The sequence below is a fragment of the Roseovarius sp. MMSF_3359 genome (genome assembly GCF_030733385.1).
Taxonomy (GTDB): domain Bacteria; phylum Pseudomonadota; class Alphaproteobacteria; order Rhodobacterales; family Rhodobacteraceae; genus Roseovarius.
Genome location: NZ_JASHJC010000008.1, coordinates 63,735 through 79,994, shown reverse-complemented (window position 1 = coordinate 79,994; position 16,260 = coordinate 63,735). Strand labels below are relative to the sequence as shown.

Below are 16,260 nucleotides of genomic sequence, written 5' to 3'. Positions count from 1 at the left end.
AAAATCAAAAACCGGTGAAGGATGGATATGGTTGCACACGGGCAACAGGTTCCCGAGGGATCGGCGGGAGGGGAATCACGCGACAAAGGCCCAACCCGGTCGATTGCCCCAGTGAATTTGTGAATAGTTGAATAAAATCAAGTACATCAGTGTAAGTGGAATCACTTTTGGTGGTTCTGGCGCGGATCTTGCTGGTCGATTTCAGTGATGTCGCAGCCGCGAAAACAATCTCGTCGAAACGGCGAAATTGGTGTCGATTCGTAAACTGTGGCGCTTTCCGTCAAGTGTTTTGTTCAACCATAGGGTGTTTTTGCCAAATTACGGCACAATTCCGCCAATTTGGGGTTTTTTTGAGGCGAATTTATGCTAAGAGGGACCATAGATTGGTGAGTAGAAAGAGGTAACCATGAAGATTAAGCATCTATTTACGGCTGCAGTTCTGTCTGTCGGCCTCGGCGCTTCCAGCGCAAGTGCAGCTCTCCTCGACCTGACCGAAGTCCTTAGCTTCAACGCTAACAGCTTCAACTCGTCGATGATCCATCTGCAAAACAAAGGCCGCATGAACGGCAAGATCGTCGCTGACGTAGAAAGCGCGATCACCGGCGGTACGTTTGACACTGTCACCGGCGACATCAAGTTCGACGGTACGATCAAGAACCGCAGCAACGGCAACGTGTCGGCATTTTCGGCCATGGGTTCGCTGATGAGCTCCGTGAGCCGCGCAGGCGGTCTGTTCGGCAACATCTCGTTCGACTTCACCAGCGGCAGCTGGGCGGGGTACTCGCTGGACTTCATCTTTGACGATGAATCCTACGCCGGCGGTGAGCCGAACGGTTTCGTAACCGGTGGCGCGAAAAACTACATCGCGCTGTGGGGTGACACCAAGCAGTATCGCTCGGTCAAGAACGGCAACAGGTTCTGCAGAAAGAACATTGGCAAGTGTCACGGTCTGGACCTGCGCATCGCCTATGAAGACAATGGCGGCAGCGGCGGTGTTGTTCCGCTTCCGGCGTCCTTCGGATTCCTTCTGGCAGGCGTAGGTGGGTTTGGCTTCGCACGGAAACTCCGTAAGAAAGCCTGATCCAAGCGGACTTCTGAAAGTTCTGGGCCCTCTGCGATTGCAGGGGGCCTTTTTCTATGCGCCGCCTCCATTGGTTGCTTTCAACTGATCGTAAGGCCGCGGCGCTACCCGATACCCGATGCGCGATTGGCTGCGCTGCTGCTCCGCCGAGAAAAAGCTAAAATTTTAGAAGTCTAATTCGGTTTTTAGCGGTCCGATTAACCATATTTCCAACCTGCCACGTTTGATTGTGCCCCAGCAGAAGCCCGGGTTCCCGGATCCGGGTTTTGAAAGTGCAAGCAGGATGGCACAGAGATGCGGGCAGTAAAGATCAGTGAGCTTTGCGGCCCTTCGGCGAAGGCGCGTCTTTGGCTGCTCTGGCCTTGTTTGAGCAGGAGAGGTGACTGATGCCCACCCACTATTTCTATGGATTTGATCCGGACGCCTGGACGTCGCCTGAACCCGGCAAGATGCAACTCGATCCCGGCTGGGACCGGGGGGACGATGCGCTTGATTTTCATATCACCGATGACGATTCCTCGTTTGAGGGTGACGCGGATGAAAACGAAACCGGCGATGATGAAGACCAGCAGACGGCGGTTGTCTATGATGCGTCCGGCAACCAGGTGGCAAGCGGCCGGGCTTATCTCGAAGAAGCCTATGTTCTCACAGATGGCAACGGCAACACCGTACGGCTTTACCGCGTCGAAATCGGCGGCACCCATGTGGGCTATATCGCCGATGGCCCGGTTCAGCCCGGCAACACCTACACGGTCAGCAACACCAACAATGTCGATGAAGACAATGCGCCCGAATACTCCGAACTCGAGGATCAGTCCTACAACGAGGATGCGGACAATGACATCTCCGGTACGACCAACGATGATACGCTAACCTCTGACAGCGGTTCGGACACGATTGATGCGGGCGCGGGCGACGACTCGATCTCGTCAGGCGAAGGCAGCGATACGGTCTTTGGCGGGTCCGGTGATGATACCATCGACAGCAATCAGCAGGATGGCTCGGCGACCTATGAAGGGGATTACGTCGATGCGGGCGCTGATGACGACTCGGTCACCGGATCGCATGGCGATGACACGCTGATCGGCGGCACCGGCGATGATACGATCCACGGCCAGGGCGGCGACGATTCCATCGACGGCGGCGATGGAAATGACTCCCTGACAGGGGGCGATGACGCTGTCGTTTCCAAAAACACGTCGATCGGAACGGGCAACTACGACGAGGTCGGCCAAGGCTATACCGTCACCGCGCAGAATGTCGAAAATGGCGCGCTGACTGCGGCCAGTACCGCGAATGTGTCAACTTTTTCTGGGGGCCTCGGCGCCACGGGCGCGGTGTCGGACTCCGACAGCGGGGTCAATGAACAGTTGGGGTTCGACAAGGCGTCGGGCATCTCCGAGCGGCTGATCGTCGACTTCGACAATGACATCACCGCGGCAAGTTTCAGCTTCCAATCGCTCTTTACCGACAGTTTCGGCGAGGTTGGACATTGGGAGATTTACAACGACGGTGTGCTGGTCGCCGAGGCTGATTTTACCGAAGATGGCGTTGGCAGCGGCTCGGGTACCGTCGATATCGACGGGTTCGGCGCGTTTGACCAATTGGTGTTCACCGCGAAGCTGCAAACCGATGGCACCGACGGGTCGGATTACTCGGTCACGGATATCAGTTATTCGACCACCGCGCTTGAAACGAGCGATGACACGATCAGCGGCGGCAGCGGCAGCGACACGATCTTTGGCGGCACCGGTGATGACAGCCTGTCGGGCGGGACCGGCGCCGATCAGGTCGATGGCGGGGAAGGGGCCGATACCATCGACGGAGGTACCGGCGCTGACGATATCACTGCCGGGGCCGGCGATGACGAGGTCGACGGCGGCGAAGGGGATGACACCGTCGGCGGCGGGGCGGGGGATGATCTGCTGACCGGTGGCAGTGGGGATGACGTCTTTACCTACAGCCCCGGGGATGGCCATGACACGATCACGGACTTCAACACCGGCAATACCGGGACGCTGAACGACGGCGACAGCAGCAACAACGATTTCATCGACCTCAGCGGCTATTACGACAACCTGTCGGAGCTTTACGCTGACCAGGCCGATGACGGTATCCTCAACCAGTCGAACGCTTTCGACAGCAAGGGCCGCAGCACGGACTATTCGGACAACACGCAATTCGGCTCCGGCTCCATGCGGGTGCAGGGTGCGAGTGCTGACAATTCGAGCTTCACGCAGGAAAACACTGGTGTGGTCTGTTTCACGACCGGTACCGCCATCCGCACCCCCATGGGCGATCGGCTGATCGACGACCTGAAGGTTGGTGACCTGGTCACGACGCTCGACAACGGCCCGCAGCCCATTCGCTGGATCGGCAAACGGCACCTCGGGCCGCTGGAACTGGCGGCCAACCCGCACCTGCGTCCGATCCTGATCCGCCGTGGTGTGATGGGGGCGGAGCGTGACCTCTTGGTCTCGCCCCAACACGGCATGCTAATGCCTGATCAGCAACTGGTGCGCGCAAAGTTCCTGGCCGAGGCCAGGGGCAATCCCGTGCGTGTCGCAAATGGAAGGCGGCACGTCACCTATATCCATCTGCTGTTCGATCAGCATCAGATCATCTTTGCCGAAAACACCCGCTCGGAAAGCCTTTACCCGGGCAAGATGGCGCTGGCGGGCATGGACAGGACGTCATGCCGGGAGCTGACCGGGTTTTTCCCCGCGTTGAACCAGGGCGTCTTCGATGCCCCCGAGGCCTGGTATGGCGCGGCCGCACGGCGCTATCTCAAACGCCGCATCGCGTTGGAGGAGGTCCCGCGGCACCGGTTGGTGGGCTAAAGAGATGGGGCGAAAGTCAGGGTCTTTTGGACGCATAAGTCGTACAAAAACAATATATTAGCGCGTATCCGGTAATTCGGATTTACGCGCCGATGCCCTGGCACCCCTACGAAAAAGCCGGCAATTGGTGTATACTATCCCCATGACATCATGGGAGAGGGCGAGATGCCCTATGTGACAATCACAACCTGGGAAGTCGGCGATGGCGTGGATTACGACGCCACCTTGCGCAACATCCGCGATAAACGCCTGCCCGCGCTCAAGGAGTTGGGGGCCAGTGCCGTCACCGTCCTGCGCACCAGCGACCGCACCACCGCCGCAATCACCGAATGGCCCGACAAGGTCACCCGGGACGCCGCCGAAGCCGCCATCGAAGCCGTCCGCGCCAAGGTCCATACCGAGGATCTGATCCGCCTGACCGGCGAGATGAAGGGTGAAGTGGTCGCCGAGGTCTGAGCCGGAACCACCCTCCGCAGCACGCCCCCGCCTGTCCCCGGGCAAGGGGGCCGATCACTGGCGTCCTGCGCCCGCCATTTGGTGCCGATGGGATATCTGCGCTATACTGCCCTTTTCAGCAAGATATTTGGCGGCAAAGACATGGCACAACAAGATACAAGCAAAAGAGTTTCCGTTCAGGATGTTTTGGCCCAGCAGGGCATCCGCACCTCCTCGGGCAAGGCGGGCGATAGCAAATCGACCATCACCGCCGGCCTGGCAGGGGCCGCGGATATGGACAAAAGCGATTTCTTGGGCGCGGTGCTGGTGGGCGAACAACTGGGCAAGAGCATGGGGCTTTCCAGCAAGAAAGAAGTCACGCGCCACTTCCGCGACCCCTATGACATCGTGCTCAGGGCGATGGTGATGGCCATGACCACCGGCGACACCGGCCTCTCCGCCGCCACCGACACCCGCCGGGGCGCGATGCTGATGGGCAACATGCCAAGCGATATTCTGTCTCTCGGCGGCAAGGTCGAATTCGACGTGATGGATTTGGGCGAAGACGGCACCGAGGTCATCGGCGCGAGCGAGATCAAGGGCCAGATGTTCGCCTGGGGCAAGGGCAAACGGACGCTGAACGGCGTTCTGGACGAGACCGAACGCATGGCCCGGCGGCTTTAGATCGCTGCCCAGTCAGTAAAGCGAAAGGGCAGCGGTCGGCGGGTCATCGGCGGATGCGGCAATTCCCGGCGTTTGGGTCGATCCTTTTGCACAGTCACAACGGGCCTCCTTTCACTAGATAACGTGGGAAGCCGCGCCTTATTCCACCAGAGGGTGTCGCGGGGGTGTGAGATGGTGTGAGAAGCGCAGAAAGGTGCGTGCGAGCACGCATTCTACTCTGCGCATACCACATTGCTGCCAATTCTCTCAAAACGGAATGAAGTAGTCAGCCTCCAGCCCGAGCTCACTCTCCGCTTTCTGCAATGTGGAGCAGTCTAAATGCCCAGCTGTCATTTGAAATTGTTTATAAAATTCCAGAACGTCACTATCAGTACATATCCAGTTCACTTGTTGATTATTAGTCAATGCTGAAAAAATCATCCTAATTTGACCCTTGGTGAAGTGGTCAAACTCATTCAATTTCGCGATGGTATCGTGAGTTGTTGAAAAGTTCGGCGACTTGACCAATTTCGTCACTAATTCGTCTTTCTTGAATTCATCGGAAAGCCTTATTTCTGGAAATCGAGCTTTAGTATAGTCCGACAAGGACGAAAACAATTCTACTTGCCCGTAGTGTTTCTTAGACTTCCATTCGTCAAACAAAAATTCGGAGATTGAGCTTGTCGAAAGCGGTGAAGTGAAATCGCCATCCAAGGAAACAATGTCGAGGTCCCCATCTCCCGAATGCTCCAACAAGATTTGCCAGTGGATTGCATCACCTAGCGAGTTTCGTTTCCCTGGCGGATCTCCAAAAGCCACCCGATCTTTTGCTTTCGCAATCGTGTCCGGCTCGAATCCCAGCTCGGTCGCTATACTAAATAGTCCATCAATAAAAATGTCGGCGTTCAAAGACCTATTTTTTATTCCTTCAGCAACTCTCTCCATCAGTTTTGCGTGTTCTTTTCCGACCAATTTCAGGAGCCTTCTGATTTCTTCAGTTTCCTCGTAGTCGTTGCAGTATTTTGGGAACTCGCGTCCAAAATTTTTGGACTTCAGAACATCGTAACCGCTCGCGATCTTTGCCTCTCGGTTTCTATAGACCTCTCTCTTAAGCTGATCGTTGGAGAACAAGACTATCTCTTCGTCGCTTATCAATTTTGCGACTTTTGCCAGCTCATCTAGGTCATCTTTTCCTGTCAGGTAGAACGAAAGGTAAATGTTTGCGTCAAGGAACAGTCTCCTAGCCAAAACCTTACCTCGCAAACTTCTTGTGCTTCATCCGTTTCGGCTCCAGCGCATCGGCCCCTAGGCGGCGTTTTTTGTCTTCTTCGTAATCCTCGAAGTTCCCCTCGAACCATTCCACATGGGCCTCGCCCTCAAAAGCAAGGATATGCGTGCAGATGCGGTCGAGGAAGAAGCGGTCGTGGCTGATGACCACGGCGCAGCCGGCGAAATCTACGAGTGCGTCTTCCAAAGCGCGGAGGGTTTCGACGTCGAGGTCGTTGGTCGGCTCGTCGAGCAGAAGCACGTTGCCGCCTTCGCGCAGAAGCCGCGCCATGTGGACGCGGTTGCGTTCGCCGCCCGAGAGAAGCGAGACCTTTTTCTGCTGATCCCCGCCCTTGAAGTTGAAGGCCGAGCAATAGGCGCGGGCGTTCACCTCGGCGTCGCCCAGTTTGATGATGTCCTGCCCGTCGGCGATGGCCTCCCACACGTTTTCATTGGGGTTCAGGTCATCGCGGGACTGGTCGACATAGGAAAGTTGCACCGTGTCGCCATAGCTGATCGCGCCCGCATCGGGTTGTTCCTGCCCGGTGAGCATCTTGAAGAGCGTCGATTTGCCCGCGCCGTTGGGGCCGATCACGCCGACGATCCCGCCCGGCGGCAGCGAGAAGGAGAGGTCTTCGATCAGGAGCTTGTCACCCATGGCTTTCTTGAGGCCCTCGACCTCGATCACCTTGTCGCCGAGGCGCGGACCGTTGGGGATGACGATCTGCGCGCGGGTGAGTTTTTCGCGCTCGGATTGCGCCGCCATCTCGTTATAGGCGTTGATCCGGGCCTTGGATTTGGCCTGCCGGGCCTTCTGACCCTGGCGCATCCATTCGAGCTCGCGCTCCAGCGTCTTTTGCTTGGATTTGTCCTCGCGGGCCTCTTGAGCCAGGCGTTTGGCCTTCTGTTCCAGCCAGGCGGAGTAGTTGCCTTCATAGGGAATACCGCGGCCGCGGTCCAACTCGAGGATCCAGCCGGTGATATCGTCAAGGAAATAGCGATCGTGGGTGACAATCAGGATTGTGCCTTTGTAATCAATAAGATGCTGCTGCAGCCAGGCGATGGTTTCTGCGTCAAGGTGGTTGGTAGGCTCGTCCAGGAGCAGCATGTCGGGCGCTTCCAACAGCAGTTTGCAAAGCGCGACCCGGCGTTTTTCCCCGCCCGAGAGGGTTTTGACATCGGCGTCGTCGGGTGGGCAGCGCAGCGCCTCCATCGAGACGTCGATCTGCGCGTCGAGATCCCAGAGGTTCTCGGCGTCGATCTGATCCTGAAGCTGCGCCATCTCGTCGGCGGTCTCGTCCGAATAGTTCATCGCCAATTCGTTGAACCGGTCCAGCTTGGCCTTTTTCGCGGCGACGCCCAGCATGACGTTGTCGCGCACACTTAAGGCTTCGTCGAGCTGCGGCTCCTGCGGGAGATAACCCACCCGTGCGCCTTCGGCGGCCCAGGCCTCGCCGGTGAAATCGGTGTCGAGGCCGGTCATGATCTTCATCAGGGTGGATTTACCGGCGCCGTTGACGCCAACCACGCCGATCTTCACACCCGGCAGGAAGGACAGGTTGATGTTTTCAAAGCACTTTTTGCCACCGGGATAGGTCTTGGAGACCCCCTGCATGTGATAGACGTATTGATAGGCTGCCATGATCCAACTCCGCCGTAGATGTTCGCACGGGTTTACGGGGGCGTGCGGCGGGTTTCAACCTTTTGAGCGCCGGTCGTGGGCGAAATCTGCGGGGGAAATCGGCAAGGCATCGCATCGCGCGGTCATGTAATCGCGATGACCCCCGGCGATGCGTCAGAAACCCGTGCGAAGGAGCGGCGTCTATTGGCTCGCGGCGGTCAGCGGGATGATATCTGCCTTCGGCGCGCTCTCGAAACGGAGGGGGGCAGGGATCGGCGTCGATGAACGGAGCCATTCGATGGCATCGTCGACGGGCATTGGCCGTGCAACGCCGAACCCCTGGACAAGGGGACATGTCGTGCGGCGGAGGATTTCCAACTGCTGGTTTGTCTCCACCCCTTCGGCCACCACGCCGATTCCCAACATGCCGCACAGGCGAATGATGGATCGGACGACCATCCGGTTACGCGGATCTTCGGCGAGGCGTGAAATCATCGACCGGTCGATCTTGATCTCGTCAACGTCAAAATTCGCCATATGGGCGAGCCCCGCATAGCCCGTGCCGAAATCGTCGAGGGAGATGCGTACCCCGAGCCGCTTGAGACGGTCGATTGCCGTTGCAATCTCGACACCGCCGCCGTCAAGAATGGTCGTTTCCAGAACTTCGATGCAGACCGTCCGGGGGTCGATATCGCGCGACTGCATGGCCCAGTCGAGAAGGCCCGGGTAATTCACGTCACCCAGGATGGAACTAGAGACATTGAGGGAGAAATGCTGGTTCTCGAACCCCGCCTCGTGCAGCCGCGCTTTGGCGTCGAGCGAGAGGTTCATCGCGACATAGTCGAGATCAGCGGACAGACCCGCTGCCTCGGTGTTCGGCAGGAATTGTCCGGGGTTCAGCACACCCTGCGCCGGATGGTTCCAGCGGATCAGGGTTTCGAACCCGATAAGCGACGCATCGGAAAGACGTACCTGCGGCTGCAGGTAAATCTCGAACTGATCGCCTCTCAACGCGGTCCTGATTTCCTCGATCTGCACCATGTCGGCATGGTATTTCTGGCCCATGGCCGCCTGGTAAAGGGCGATCTGATCGCGCCCTTCGCGTTTTGCGGTCACGAGCGCCAGGTTGGCCTGTTGGACAAGCTCTTCGCCAGTCTGATTGGTGGCGGAGACCAGGCTTGCGCCGATGGAGACGGAAGTTCGCAACTGGCGGCCCTCCCAGGGCAAAGGCGTCGTGGCATCCTCCAGAAGCGCCTGCGCGCGCTCGGTCAATTCGTCCTCGGTGCCGCAGTCGAGGCAGATCAGCAGGAACTCATCCCCCCCGATGCGACAGCACAATTCGCCTTGGCGGCAGTTGCGTTGAAGCGCGGCCGCCACATGCCGGAGCATGGCGTCCCCCGCCGCATGACCGGCAGTGTCGTTGATGTCCTTGAAGCGTCGGATATCCAGTTGGACGATGCCGATGCTGGCCGCCCGGAGTGCGGCAACAATCTCTTCTGACTTGAAGAATTCATCGAGCTTCGTGCGATTGGCCAGCTTGGTCAGGGTGTCATGGGTGGCCGCGAAACTCATGTTGGCGTGGGCCTGGCGCAGCTTTTGTTCCGCGCGCACAAGGGCGGTGATGTCCCGGCAAGTCACGACGACTTTCTGCGGCTCCGCCTTGGCGGTGTCACCGATCAACGAAAAGGTCTGCTGCACCCAGAGACGTGACCGGTCCCGCCGCTGAAACTCCGTCACGATGGGATCGACGAAAATCCGGCTGTCGACATCGTACCGGAAAGGCTTGTCACCGGGGCCGAGGTGGCGTTTGCCCGGGACACTGACGAAGTCGATCACCTCGCGCCCGCGCAATTCCTCCAGGGTCCAACCGAACATCTGCTCGCAGGCCGGGTTCATCCATTCCACGCGCCCCTGCATATCCTGCATACAAATGGCGTCACGCATATTCTCTGCAATCTGACCCAGGATTGCCGCGGGCAGGCTGCATTGATCGCGTGTCATCGGTGCAGTTTTTCCATTGTGGGTCCGTCGCGCCACAATTCTTCCCCGGGTTGGATGTCCTAATTCCCGGACACCTTGGCGCGCGTAAGTTAAGAATGGATGGCACTGAGGCCTCGCAGGCCTCGAAAAACGATTAAAATTGAATGCTTTGTGCCACAGGGTGTGGGTCAGTATCGCGGCGGGCATTGTCGCGCCGCCGCCTTTGGGTGATAGTCGGGCGAGCTATCAACCATGAGGGCGGTCGCGGATGAAACGCGCGGGGGTGATCGGAAATGGCGGGATGCGACCCGCGCTGTTACGGCATGTGTTGCTGTCGCTGGCATCACTGCTTTTGCTGGCAGGTTGCGAAACCGTGCCGGTGCTGACCTCCACCGTTTTCCCCAACATGAGCGAGGCGCCGGACCGGGCGCAGATCTACTACGTGACCGATCGCGCCGCCGATGGGGCGGGGGCCGGATATGGGTTTGCCCGGAGTTCTTCGATGGCCTTTGGCAGCGCCGATGTCGGGTTTGACCGGCTGTCGGGAAGCGCCGGTGACCGCCTGATCCGGGTGCACGGCGTCTCGGAGCGGGTGCGGTTCCCGACGACCCCGCTGCCGTTCTCGCTGCAGCAGGGCAGGATCGTTGACGACGGCGACGCCCGGTCGGGATATGGCCGCGCAGCCAAAGCGTTTCAGGACGAGGTCAGCGCGGCGCTCAGGGCATCGGCGACGGATGAGGTGGTCCTCTTCGTGCATGGCTACAAGAATGATTTCGACGACGCCCTGTCGACAATGGCCAATATCTGGCAGGCGGGCGAGCAGCGCGCGGTACCGATCGCCTACACCTGGCCTGCGGACAATCCGGGCCTCTTCGGTTATTTCAAGGATCGCGAAAGCGGCGAGTTCTCGATCTTTCACCTCAAGGAGACATTGCGCCTTCTGGGCGGGGTGCGCGGCCTGCGCCGGATACAGGTGATTGCCCATAGCCGCGGCACAGATGTGACCACAACCGCGTTGCGCGAAATGGTCATCGCCGCGCGGTCTGCCGGGCGGGATCCGCGGCAGGTTCTGAAGGTCGACAACCTGGTGCTGGCGGCACCTGACCTTGATTTCGGCGTGGTGCGGCAGCGGTTGATCGCCGAGAAATTCGGCCCCGCCTTCGGGCGCATCTCGGTCTACATGAACCCGTCTGACGGGGCGCTGGGGCTGGCGCAGGCGGTCAATTCCGGCACCCGGTTCGGGCGGCTCTCTTATGACGATCTCGACCCAGGTGAACGCGAGATCCTGAGCCGTGTCGGCAACGTGCATTTCATAGATGTAAGCGGCGTGGTGTCTCCGCGGGGTCATTCCTATTTCCGCGAAAACCCGGTGGTCCTCTCGGATATCGTCACCCTGTTGAAAACCGGTGCCGCCCCGGGCAGCCCGGAACGTAACCTCAGCCACATAGCTGCAAATTTCTGGATGCTTGAACAGGTGCCAGAGGTGACCTTCGTCCCGGTGGACAGGTAAGGCGATGACCAGGCCGACAGAATGCCGGAGCTGCTGCGGATGACGCGCCGCCATACACCCCCGACACGGGCCGGGCAGGTGATCGGCCTGCTGGGCGGGTCGTTTGATCCGCCCCATGCCGGGCATGTCCACCTGACCCGTGAGGCGTTGAAACGCTTCGGGCTGGACCAGGTCTGGTGGCTGGTCAGTCCCGGCAACCCGCTCAAACCCCGTGGCCCCGCCCCGATGGAAAAACGCATGGCGGCCTGTCGGGCGATCATGGATCACCCTCGCGTCGCGATCAGCGATTTCGAAAGCCACGCCGGCACCCGCTATACCGCCGAGACGCTGGCGGCGTTGCAGGCCGCCCATCCGGGCGTGCGCTTCGTCTGGCTCATGGGGGCGGACAACCTGGCGCAGCTTGACCAGTGGCAGGATTGGCGCTGGATCATGGAAAGCGTGCCCGTGGGTGTGCTGGCTCGGCCGGGCCAGCGGATCTCGGCGCGCATGTCCAAGCCCGCGCGGATTTACGCCCATGCCCGCCTGCCAGGGCGGATGAGCCACTTGCTGGCCCGCGCGGACGCCCCATGTTGGTGCTTCATCAACATGCCGATGCGCGCGATCTCTTCCACGGGGCTGCGGGCAAAAGGGCAGTGGCCAAAGGGCGCGGCACGGTGACCGCTGCGCAACTGCCGCGAATTTGAACGGTATGTGAAGTGGAAAGCGGATTGTCTGTATCAGTCACCTGAGGTTATTTTGCGCCCATGAGCAGTAAAGTCACAAGACGCTTCATCCTGAGCGGCGTTTTCGGCGGTGTGGCGAGCACGGCATTTGGCGGTGCGCCGGCCGTGTCCCTGCGCCCGCAGGTGCGCCCCGATGGGCCGCGGCCCCCGGCGCCGACCGGTGCCGAGGTTTTGATCCGCGAGGCCAACCTGGGCGGGCGCGTCGGTTGCGCGGTGGTCGATGTGAAATCCGGCAAACAGCTAGAGGGCGTGAATGCGCGCTCCGGTCAGCCTCCGGCCAGCGTGACAAAGGCGCTGACCGCGCTCTACGCGCTCGATGCGCTTGGTCCCGGGTTCCGCTTCACGACGCGGCTAAGGGCGACGGGGCCGCTGGAAAATGGCGTGTTGCAGGGTGATCTGGTGCTGGCGGGCGGCGGAGATCCGTCGCTCGACACGGATGGCCTGGCCGAGATGGCGCAGCAGCTCAAGGAGGCCGGTGTGCGCGAGATCAAGGGTCGTTTCCTGATCTATGGCGGGGTGTTGCCCTTCACCCGCGCGATTGACGAGGATCAGCCCGACCAGGTGGCTTACAACCCGTCGGTCTCCGGGCTTAACCTCAACTACAACCGGGTGCATTTCCAGTGGAAGCGCGGCACCAAGGACTACACCATCACGATGGATGCCCGCACCGCCAAGTACCGCCCCGATGTCACCGTTGCGCGGATGCTGGTCATGGATCGCAAGGGGCCGGTTTATACCTACACGGATGGCGGCAGTTTCGACAGCTGGACCGTCGCGCGCAAGTTTCTGGGCAAGAACGGATCACGCTGGTTGCCTGTGCGCAAGCCCGAGGCCTATGCGGGCGAAGTTTTTGGCACGCTGGCGCGCTCCAACGGGATCGTGCTGCCCAAGCCGGAAGTTGTGAAGGACGATCCGGGCGGCCGTATCCTCGTCACCCGGCAGAGCGTCGCATTGCCGGAAATCCTGCGCGAGATGTTGAAGTACTCGACCAACCTGACCGCCGAACTGGTCGGGCTGATGGCCAGCAAGGCGCGGCTGGGACAGGTGGACAGCATCCGCGCCTCGGCGCGCGAAATGTCCTACTGGGCGCGGGAAACGCTTGGGATGAAAGCAGCGCGGCTGGTGGATCATTCCGGGCTTGGCAGTCAATCGCGCCTCTCGGCGGAGGCCACGGCGCAGGCATTGGCGGCGGTGCATGGGGACGGCGCGTTGAAGCCGATCCTGAAGCCAATCACGCTGAAGGATGCGAAGGGGCGCAAGGACAAGAACCACCCGGTCAAGGTCGCGGCCAAGACCGGCACGCTCTATTTCGTCAGTGGCCTCGCGGGCTATTTGACCGCGGCGGATGGTAAGGAGATGGCCTTTGCGATCTTTGCCGCTGATACGGACCGCCGTGACGCCTTGCCCAAGAAACTCGGCGACCGCCCCCCCGGCGCATCAAGCTGGAACAGCCGCGCCAAGAGGCTGCAACAGAAGCTGATCGAACGCTGGGGGACGGTCTACGGCAGTTAGTTTGGTTAAGAAATCGAGTTACTGCTTCGAGTCCATGTTGGACATTGCTCAAGCCCGGAATCAAGGCGCGCAGCGCCGCCGGGCAGCGCCCGACCGCCCCATGGGCGGGCGCTTCGTCACCGTCTCAATCCCGACGATTGTTGGAGGTAAGCTAAACCATAAAGTGCGATGAACAACCTACATGGCGCCCACCCACGGTCGGGCGATGCCCTCTGTTTCAATGATGACCGAAGGATCGCCTTGTTCGCAAAGCAGGCATCTCGCCTATTGGCCGTTCACCTCGTGGCCTATTGCACAACTCGGTGATCCGGAAAGCGCCTGCTTGTGGCCGTGTCGCCTGCGGTCTAGACATAAGAACAGTCATGAGAGGTAACTTTGACCCCTGTCCACCCGAAAGCTCTTCCCGTTTCAGTGATTGTTCCTGCCCGGAACGAGGCCGCGACCATTGCCCGTGTGATTGAGACCATGTCGGCCATGCCACTGGTGGATGAAGTTGTGGTCGTCGATAACGGCTCGACCGACGACACCGCAGACGTGGCGCGTGCTGCCGGTGGCCGGGTGGTGACCGAGGCGCGGCCCGGGATGGGGCATGCGATCCGCGCCGGCTTCATCGCGGCGCGCAATGATTGGGTGATGAAGGTCGATGCCGATCTCGACCGCTTCGACACCTCTCTGTTCAGCCGTATGATCGCCGCGCGTGCGCCGGGCGTCGGGCTCATCAAGGGTCAATGGCAGGATCCGCGCGATGCGATGCCGATGACGCGCTACCTGGTGATGCCCGCGCTGCGGCAGATGTTTCCCGCGCTTGGCGGGCTCAACGCGCCCAATTCGGGCATCTATGCCTTTGATCGCTCACTCATCGCGCTGCCCGAGATCATCGGGGATTACGCCGCCGATATCGACGTGATGCTGCGGGTCCATGCCGCCGGGGCGGAGGTGACCGAGGTCGATATCGGACGGCTCGACAACAACCCGCGCGACGGTGCGCATTACAGCGCCATGTCGGACACGATCATGGCGTTCTTCCTGCGTCAGCGGGATCTGCAAATCACGCGGGAAATAGTGGTGCTGGCCGAGACGGCGGCGCAGGTCGCCACCGGTTGTCTTGGTACGGTTGCCAGCCATGCGCGGGCAGGGGGGCGGGTCAGCATCTTTCTTGATCGCGCCGATGATGCAGAGGCCGCGGCCTTGCGCGCGGCGTTGGAGATGCTGCCGACGGTCCACATCGAAAGCCTTGCCGGGGTCATTCCATTTCGCCCGGCACCCACGGCATCTGGCATTCGGCTCATCGCGCCCGAGGCGGCGGTTGATGGAAAGCCGCTGCAATCGGCATTGCAAATGCTTGCCGACCGCGTGGAAGCCGAGATGCGACAGCTCCTCCTGATGGCGGACACCCCCGACACTACGCTGAAAGCGGATATGGGCGTCGATATTGCCAGGGGCGCGCAGATCAAGACGGATCTGCTGCAGGAGCTGGGCGTGCCAGCGCCCGACGACCCCATGCGGGAGGTGTTCCGCGTCAGGCCCCTTTGAAGTTGATGCGGGATTCGTGGGCCAGCGCCTCGTCGGTGTCGAGCTTGCCCTTGGCTGCCTCGCGGCGGGCGGCTTCTTCCTCGGCGCGGCGTTCGGCGCGTTGGGTCTTGATCCGGCCAAACTGCCCCACGGCGATGGCGAAGACGATGATGAGACCGCCGGGAATGAGCCCTGCGCCGGGGTCTTCGCCCAGAAGCAGCATGGCAATGACCAGCGCCGCCAGCGGCGAGAAGGACGTGGCCAGCGACACATCGCCGGAGCGCGCGTGTTTCAGCCCGAGGTTCCACGAAAACTGCCCGATGATGATGACGATGATCGCGTAGACCCAAACGTATTTCAGCACGATCGGCTGGAACAGGTCCTGGAAGTGGTTGGGGCCATAGAGATAGAGCGCGAGGAAGTAATAGATGATCGTCCCCAGCACCGTGCGGTAGATCGAGAAGATGCCAAGGGGAATGCCCTTGAGGCCCAGCCGTGTGACGAGGGTCGAGGCGATGAATGAAAGCGTGGCGAAGACGGTCGCGATCTCTCCCTTGCCGAAGGTAAACGCGGTGTCCCCGCCCTTGAGCGAGATGATGACCACCGCGCCCACGAGCGCGATCAGCCCGGCGGCGAACGCCCATGGGTCGAGTTTCTCCTTGAGGATGAAGAACGTGGCCAGCAGGAAGAGCGGCGGTTCGATCCGACCGATCAGCACGACGTTGGTGACGGTCGTATAGTCAAGCGCGATGAAGAAAAGCGCCGGGGTGAGCGCCGAGGAGAGGAACGCCGACAACGTCAGGACACCCCAATCCTTGCGGCTGAGCTTGCGCAGGTTTTCGCGGGTCCAGTCCCGCCAGAACATGAACACCATCGGCACCAGGGAAATCAGGCTGCCGAGGAAGAGCAGGTTGCACAGCGACACCGCGTTGCGGCCCATCACGGTGTTCTGCCGTCCGATATCGGCCAGAAGCGAGACGATGGAGTTGGAGGAGGCATAGACGATGACCGCCACCCAGACGAGGACCGCGCCCATCAGCGCCTTGGACATGCCGGTATCGGGCTGCGTGCTGGCGGTGCTCATGATTTATGTCCCCTAAATAATTGATTTCATCCTG

12 protein-coding genes are annotated in these 16,260 nt (G+C 60.3%); 8 read left to right on the top strand and 4 right to left on the bottom strand.

Annotated features, from left to right (window positions below):
• Positions 1–406: 406 nt before the first annotated feature.
• The 4 genes from RBB29_RS12935 to RBB29_RS12920 all read left to right on the top strand — a co-directional run bounded on the left by RBB29_RS12935 (position 407) and on the right by RBB29_RS12920 (position 5,040).
• The gene (locus RBB29_RS12935; RefSeq protein WP_306116442.1) at positions 407–1,081 is read left to right on the top strand and encodes a VPLPA-CTERM sorting domain-containing protein; all 675 of its coding nucleotides are present in this window, start codon (positions 407–409) and stop codon (positions 1,079–1,081) included.
• Between the two features lie 386 nt (positions 1,082–1,467).
• Positions 1,468–3,921 carry a Hint domain-containing protein gene (locus RBB29_RS12930; protein ID WP_306116443.1) on the top strand — a complete coding sequence of 818 codons (2,454 nt, stop codon included), beginning with the start codon at positions 1,468–1,470 and terminating at the stop codon, positions 3,919–3,921.
• A 165-nt stretch (positions 3,922–4,086) separates the two neighbouring features.
• Complete coding sequence (locus RBB29_RS12925) at positions 4,087–4,377, top strand: hypothetical protein (RefSeq protein ID WP_306116444.1); 291 nt, start codon at positions 4,087–4,089, stop codon at positions 4,375–4,377.
• A gap of 141 nt (positions 4,378–4,518) precedes the next feature.
• Positions 4,519–5,040: a hypothetical protein gene (locus RBB29_RS12920; protein WP_306116445.1), complete on the top strand. Its 522-nt coding sequence runs from the start codon at positions 4,519–4,521 to the stop codon at positions 5,038–5,040.
• A 246-nt stretch (positions 5,041–5,286) separates the two neighbouring features.
• On the opposite strand, the gene RBB29_RS12915 is transcribed toward RBB29_RS12920, so the two are convergent.
• The 3 genes from RBB29_RS12915 to RBB29_RS12905 form a co-directional block, all read right to left on the bottom strand.
• A complete protein-coding gene (locus RBB29_RS12915) occupies positions 5,287–6,267 on the bottom strand; it encodes a PIN domain-containing protein (protein WP_306116446.1) in 981 nt (326 codons plus the stop codon).
• 4 nt (positions 6,268–6,271) lie between these two features.
• The gene (ettA, locus tag RBB29_RS12910; protein WP_306116447.1) at positions 6,272–7,927 is read right to left on the bottom strand and encodes an energy-dependent translational throttle protein EttA; all 1,656 of its coding nucleotides are present in this window, start codon (positions 7,925–7,927) and stop codon (positions 6,272–6,274) included.
• Between the two features lie 180 nt (positions 7,928–8,107).
• Positions 8,108–9,907, bottom strand: a complete 1,800-nt coding sequence (locus RBB29_RS12905) for a GGDEF domain-containing phosphodiesterase (protein ID WP_306116448.1) — start codon at positions 9,905–9,907, stop codon at positions 8,108–8,110.
• Positions 9,908–10,154: 247 nt separating this feature from the next.
• Here RBB29_RS12905 and RBB29_RS12900 point away from each other — a divergent pair, with 247 nt between their 5' ends.
• The 4 genes from RBB29_RS12900 (at position 10,155) to RBB29_RS12885 (ending at position 15,163) form a co-directional block, all read left to right on the top strand.
• Positions 10,155–11,396 carry an alpha/beta hydrolase gene (locus RBB29_RS12900; RefSeq protein WP_306116449.1) on the top strand — a complete coding sequence of 414 codons (1,242 nt, stop codon included), beginning with the start codon at positions 10,155–10,157 and terminating at the stop codon, positions 11,394–11,396.
• Positions 11,397–11,417: 21 nt separating this feature from the next.
• Entirely contained in the window at positions 11,418–12,053 is a 636-nt protein-coding gene (locus RBB29_RS12895) for a nicotinate-nucleotide adenylyltransferase (protein WP_306116450.1), read from the top strand.
• Positions 12,054–12,139: 86 nt separating this feature from the next.
• Positions 12,140–13,630 carry a D-alanyl-D-alanine carboxypeptidase/D-alanyl-D-alanine-endopeptidase gene (gene dacB / locus RBB29_RS12890; protein ID WP_306116451.1) on the top strand — a complete coding sequence of 497 codons (1,491 nt, stop codon included), beginning with the start codon at positions 12,140–12,142 and terminating at the stop codon, positions 13,628–13,630.
• A 375-nt stretch (positions 13,631–14,005) separates the two neighbouring features.
• Positions 14,006–15,163, top strand: a complete 1,158-nt coding sequence (locus RBB29_RS12885) for a glycosyltransferase (protein WP_306121163.1) — start codon at positions 14,006–14,008, stop codon at positions 15,161–15,163.
• On the opposite strand, the gene RBB29_RS12880 is transcribed toward RBB29_RS12885, so the two are convergent.
• Positions 15,150–16,226, bottom strand: a complete 1,077-nt coding sequence (locus RBB29_RS12880; RefSeq protein ID WP_306116453.1) for a DMT family transporter — start codon at positions 16,224–16,226, stop codon at positions 15,150–15,152. The genes RBB29_RS12885 and RBB29_RS12880 overlap by 14 nt on opposite strands.
• Positions 16,227–16,260 lie beyond the last annotated feature (34 nt).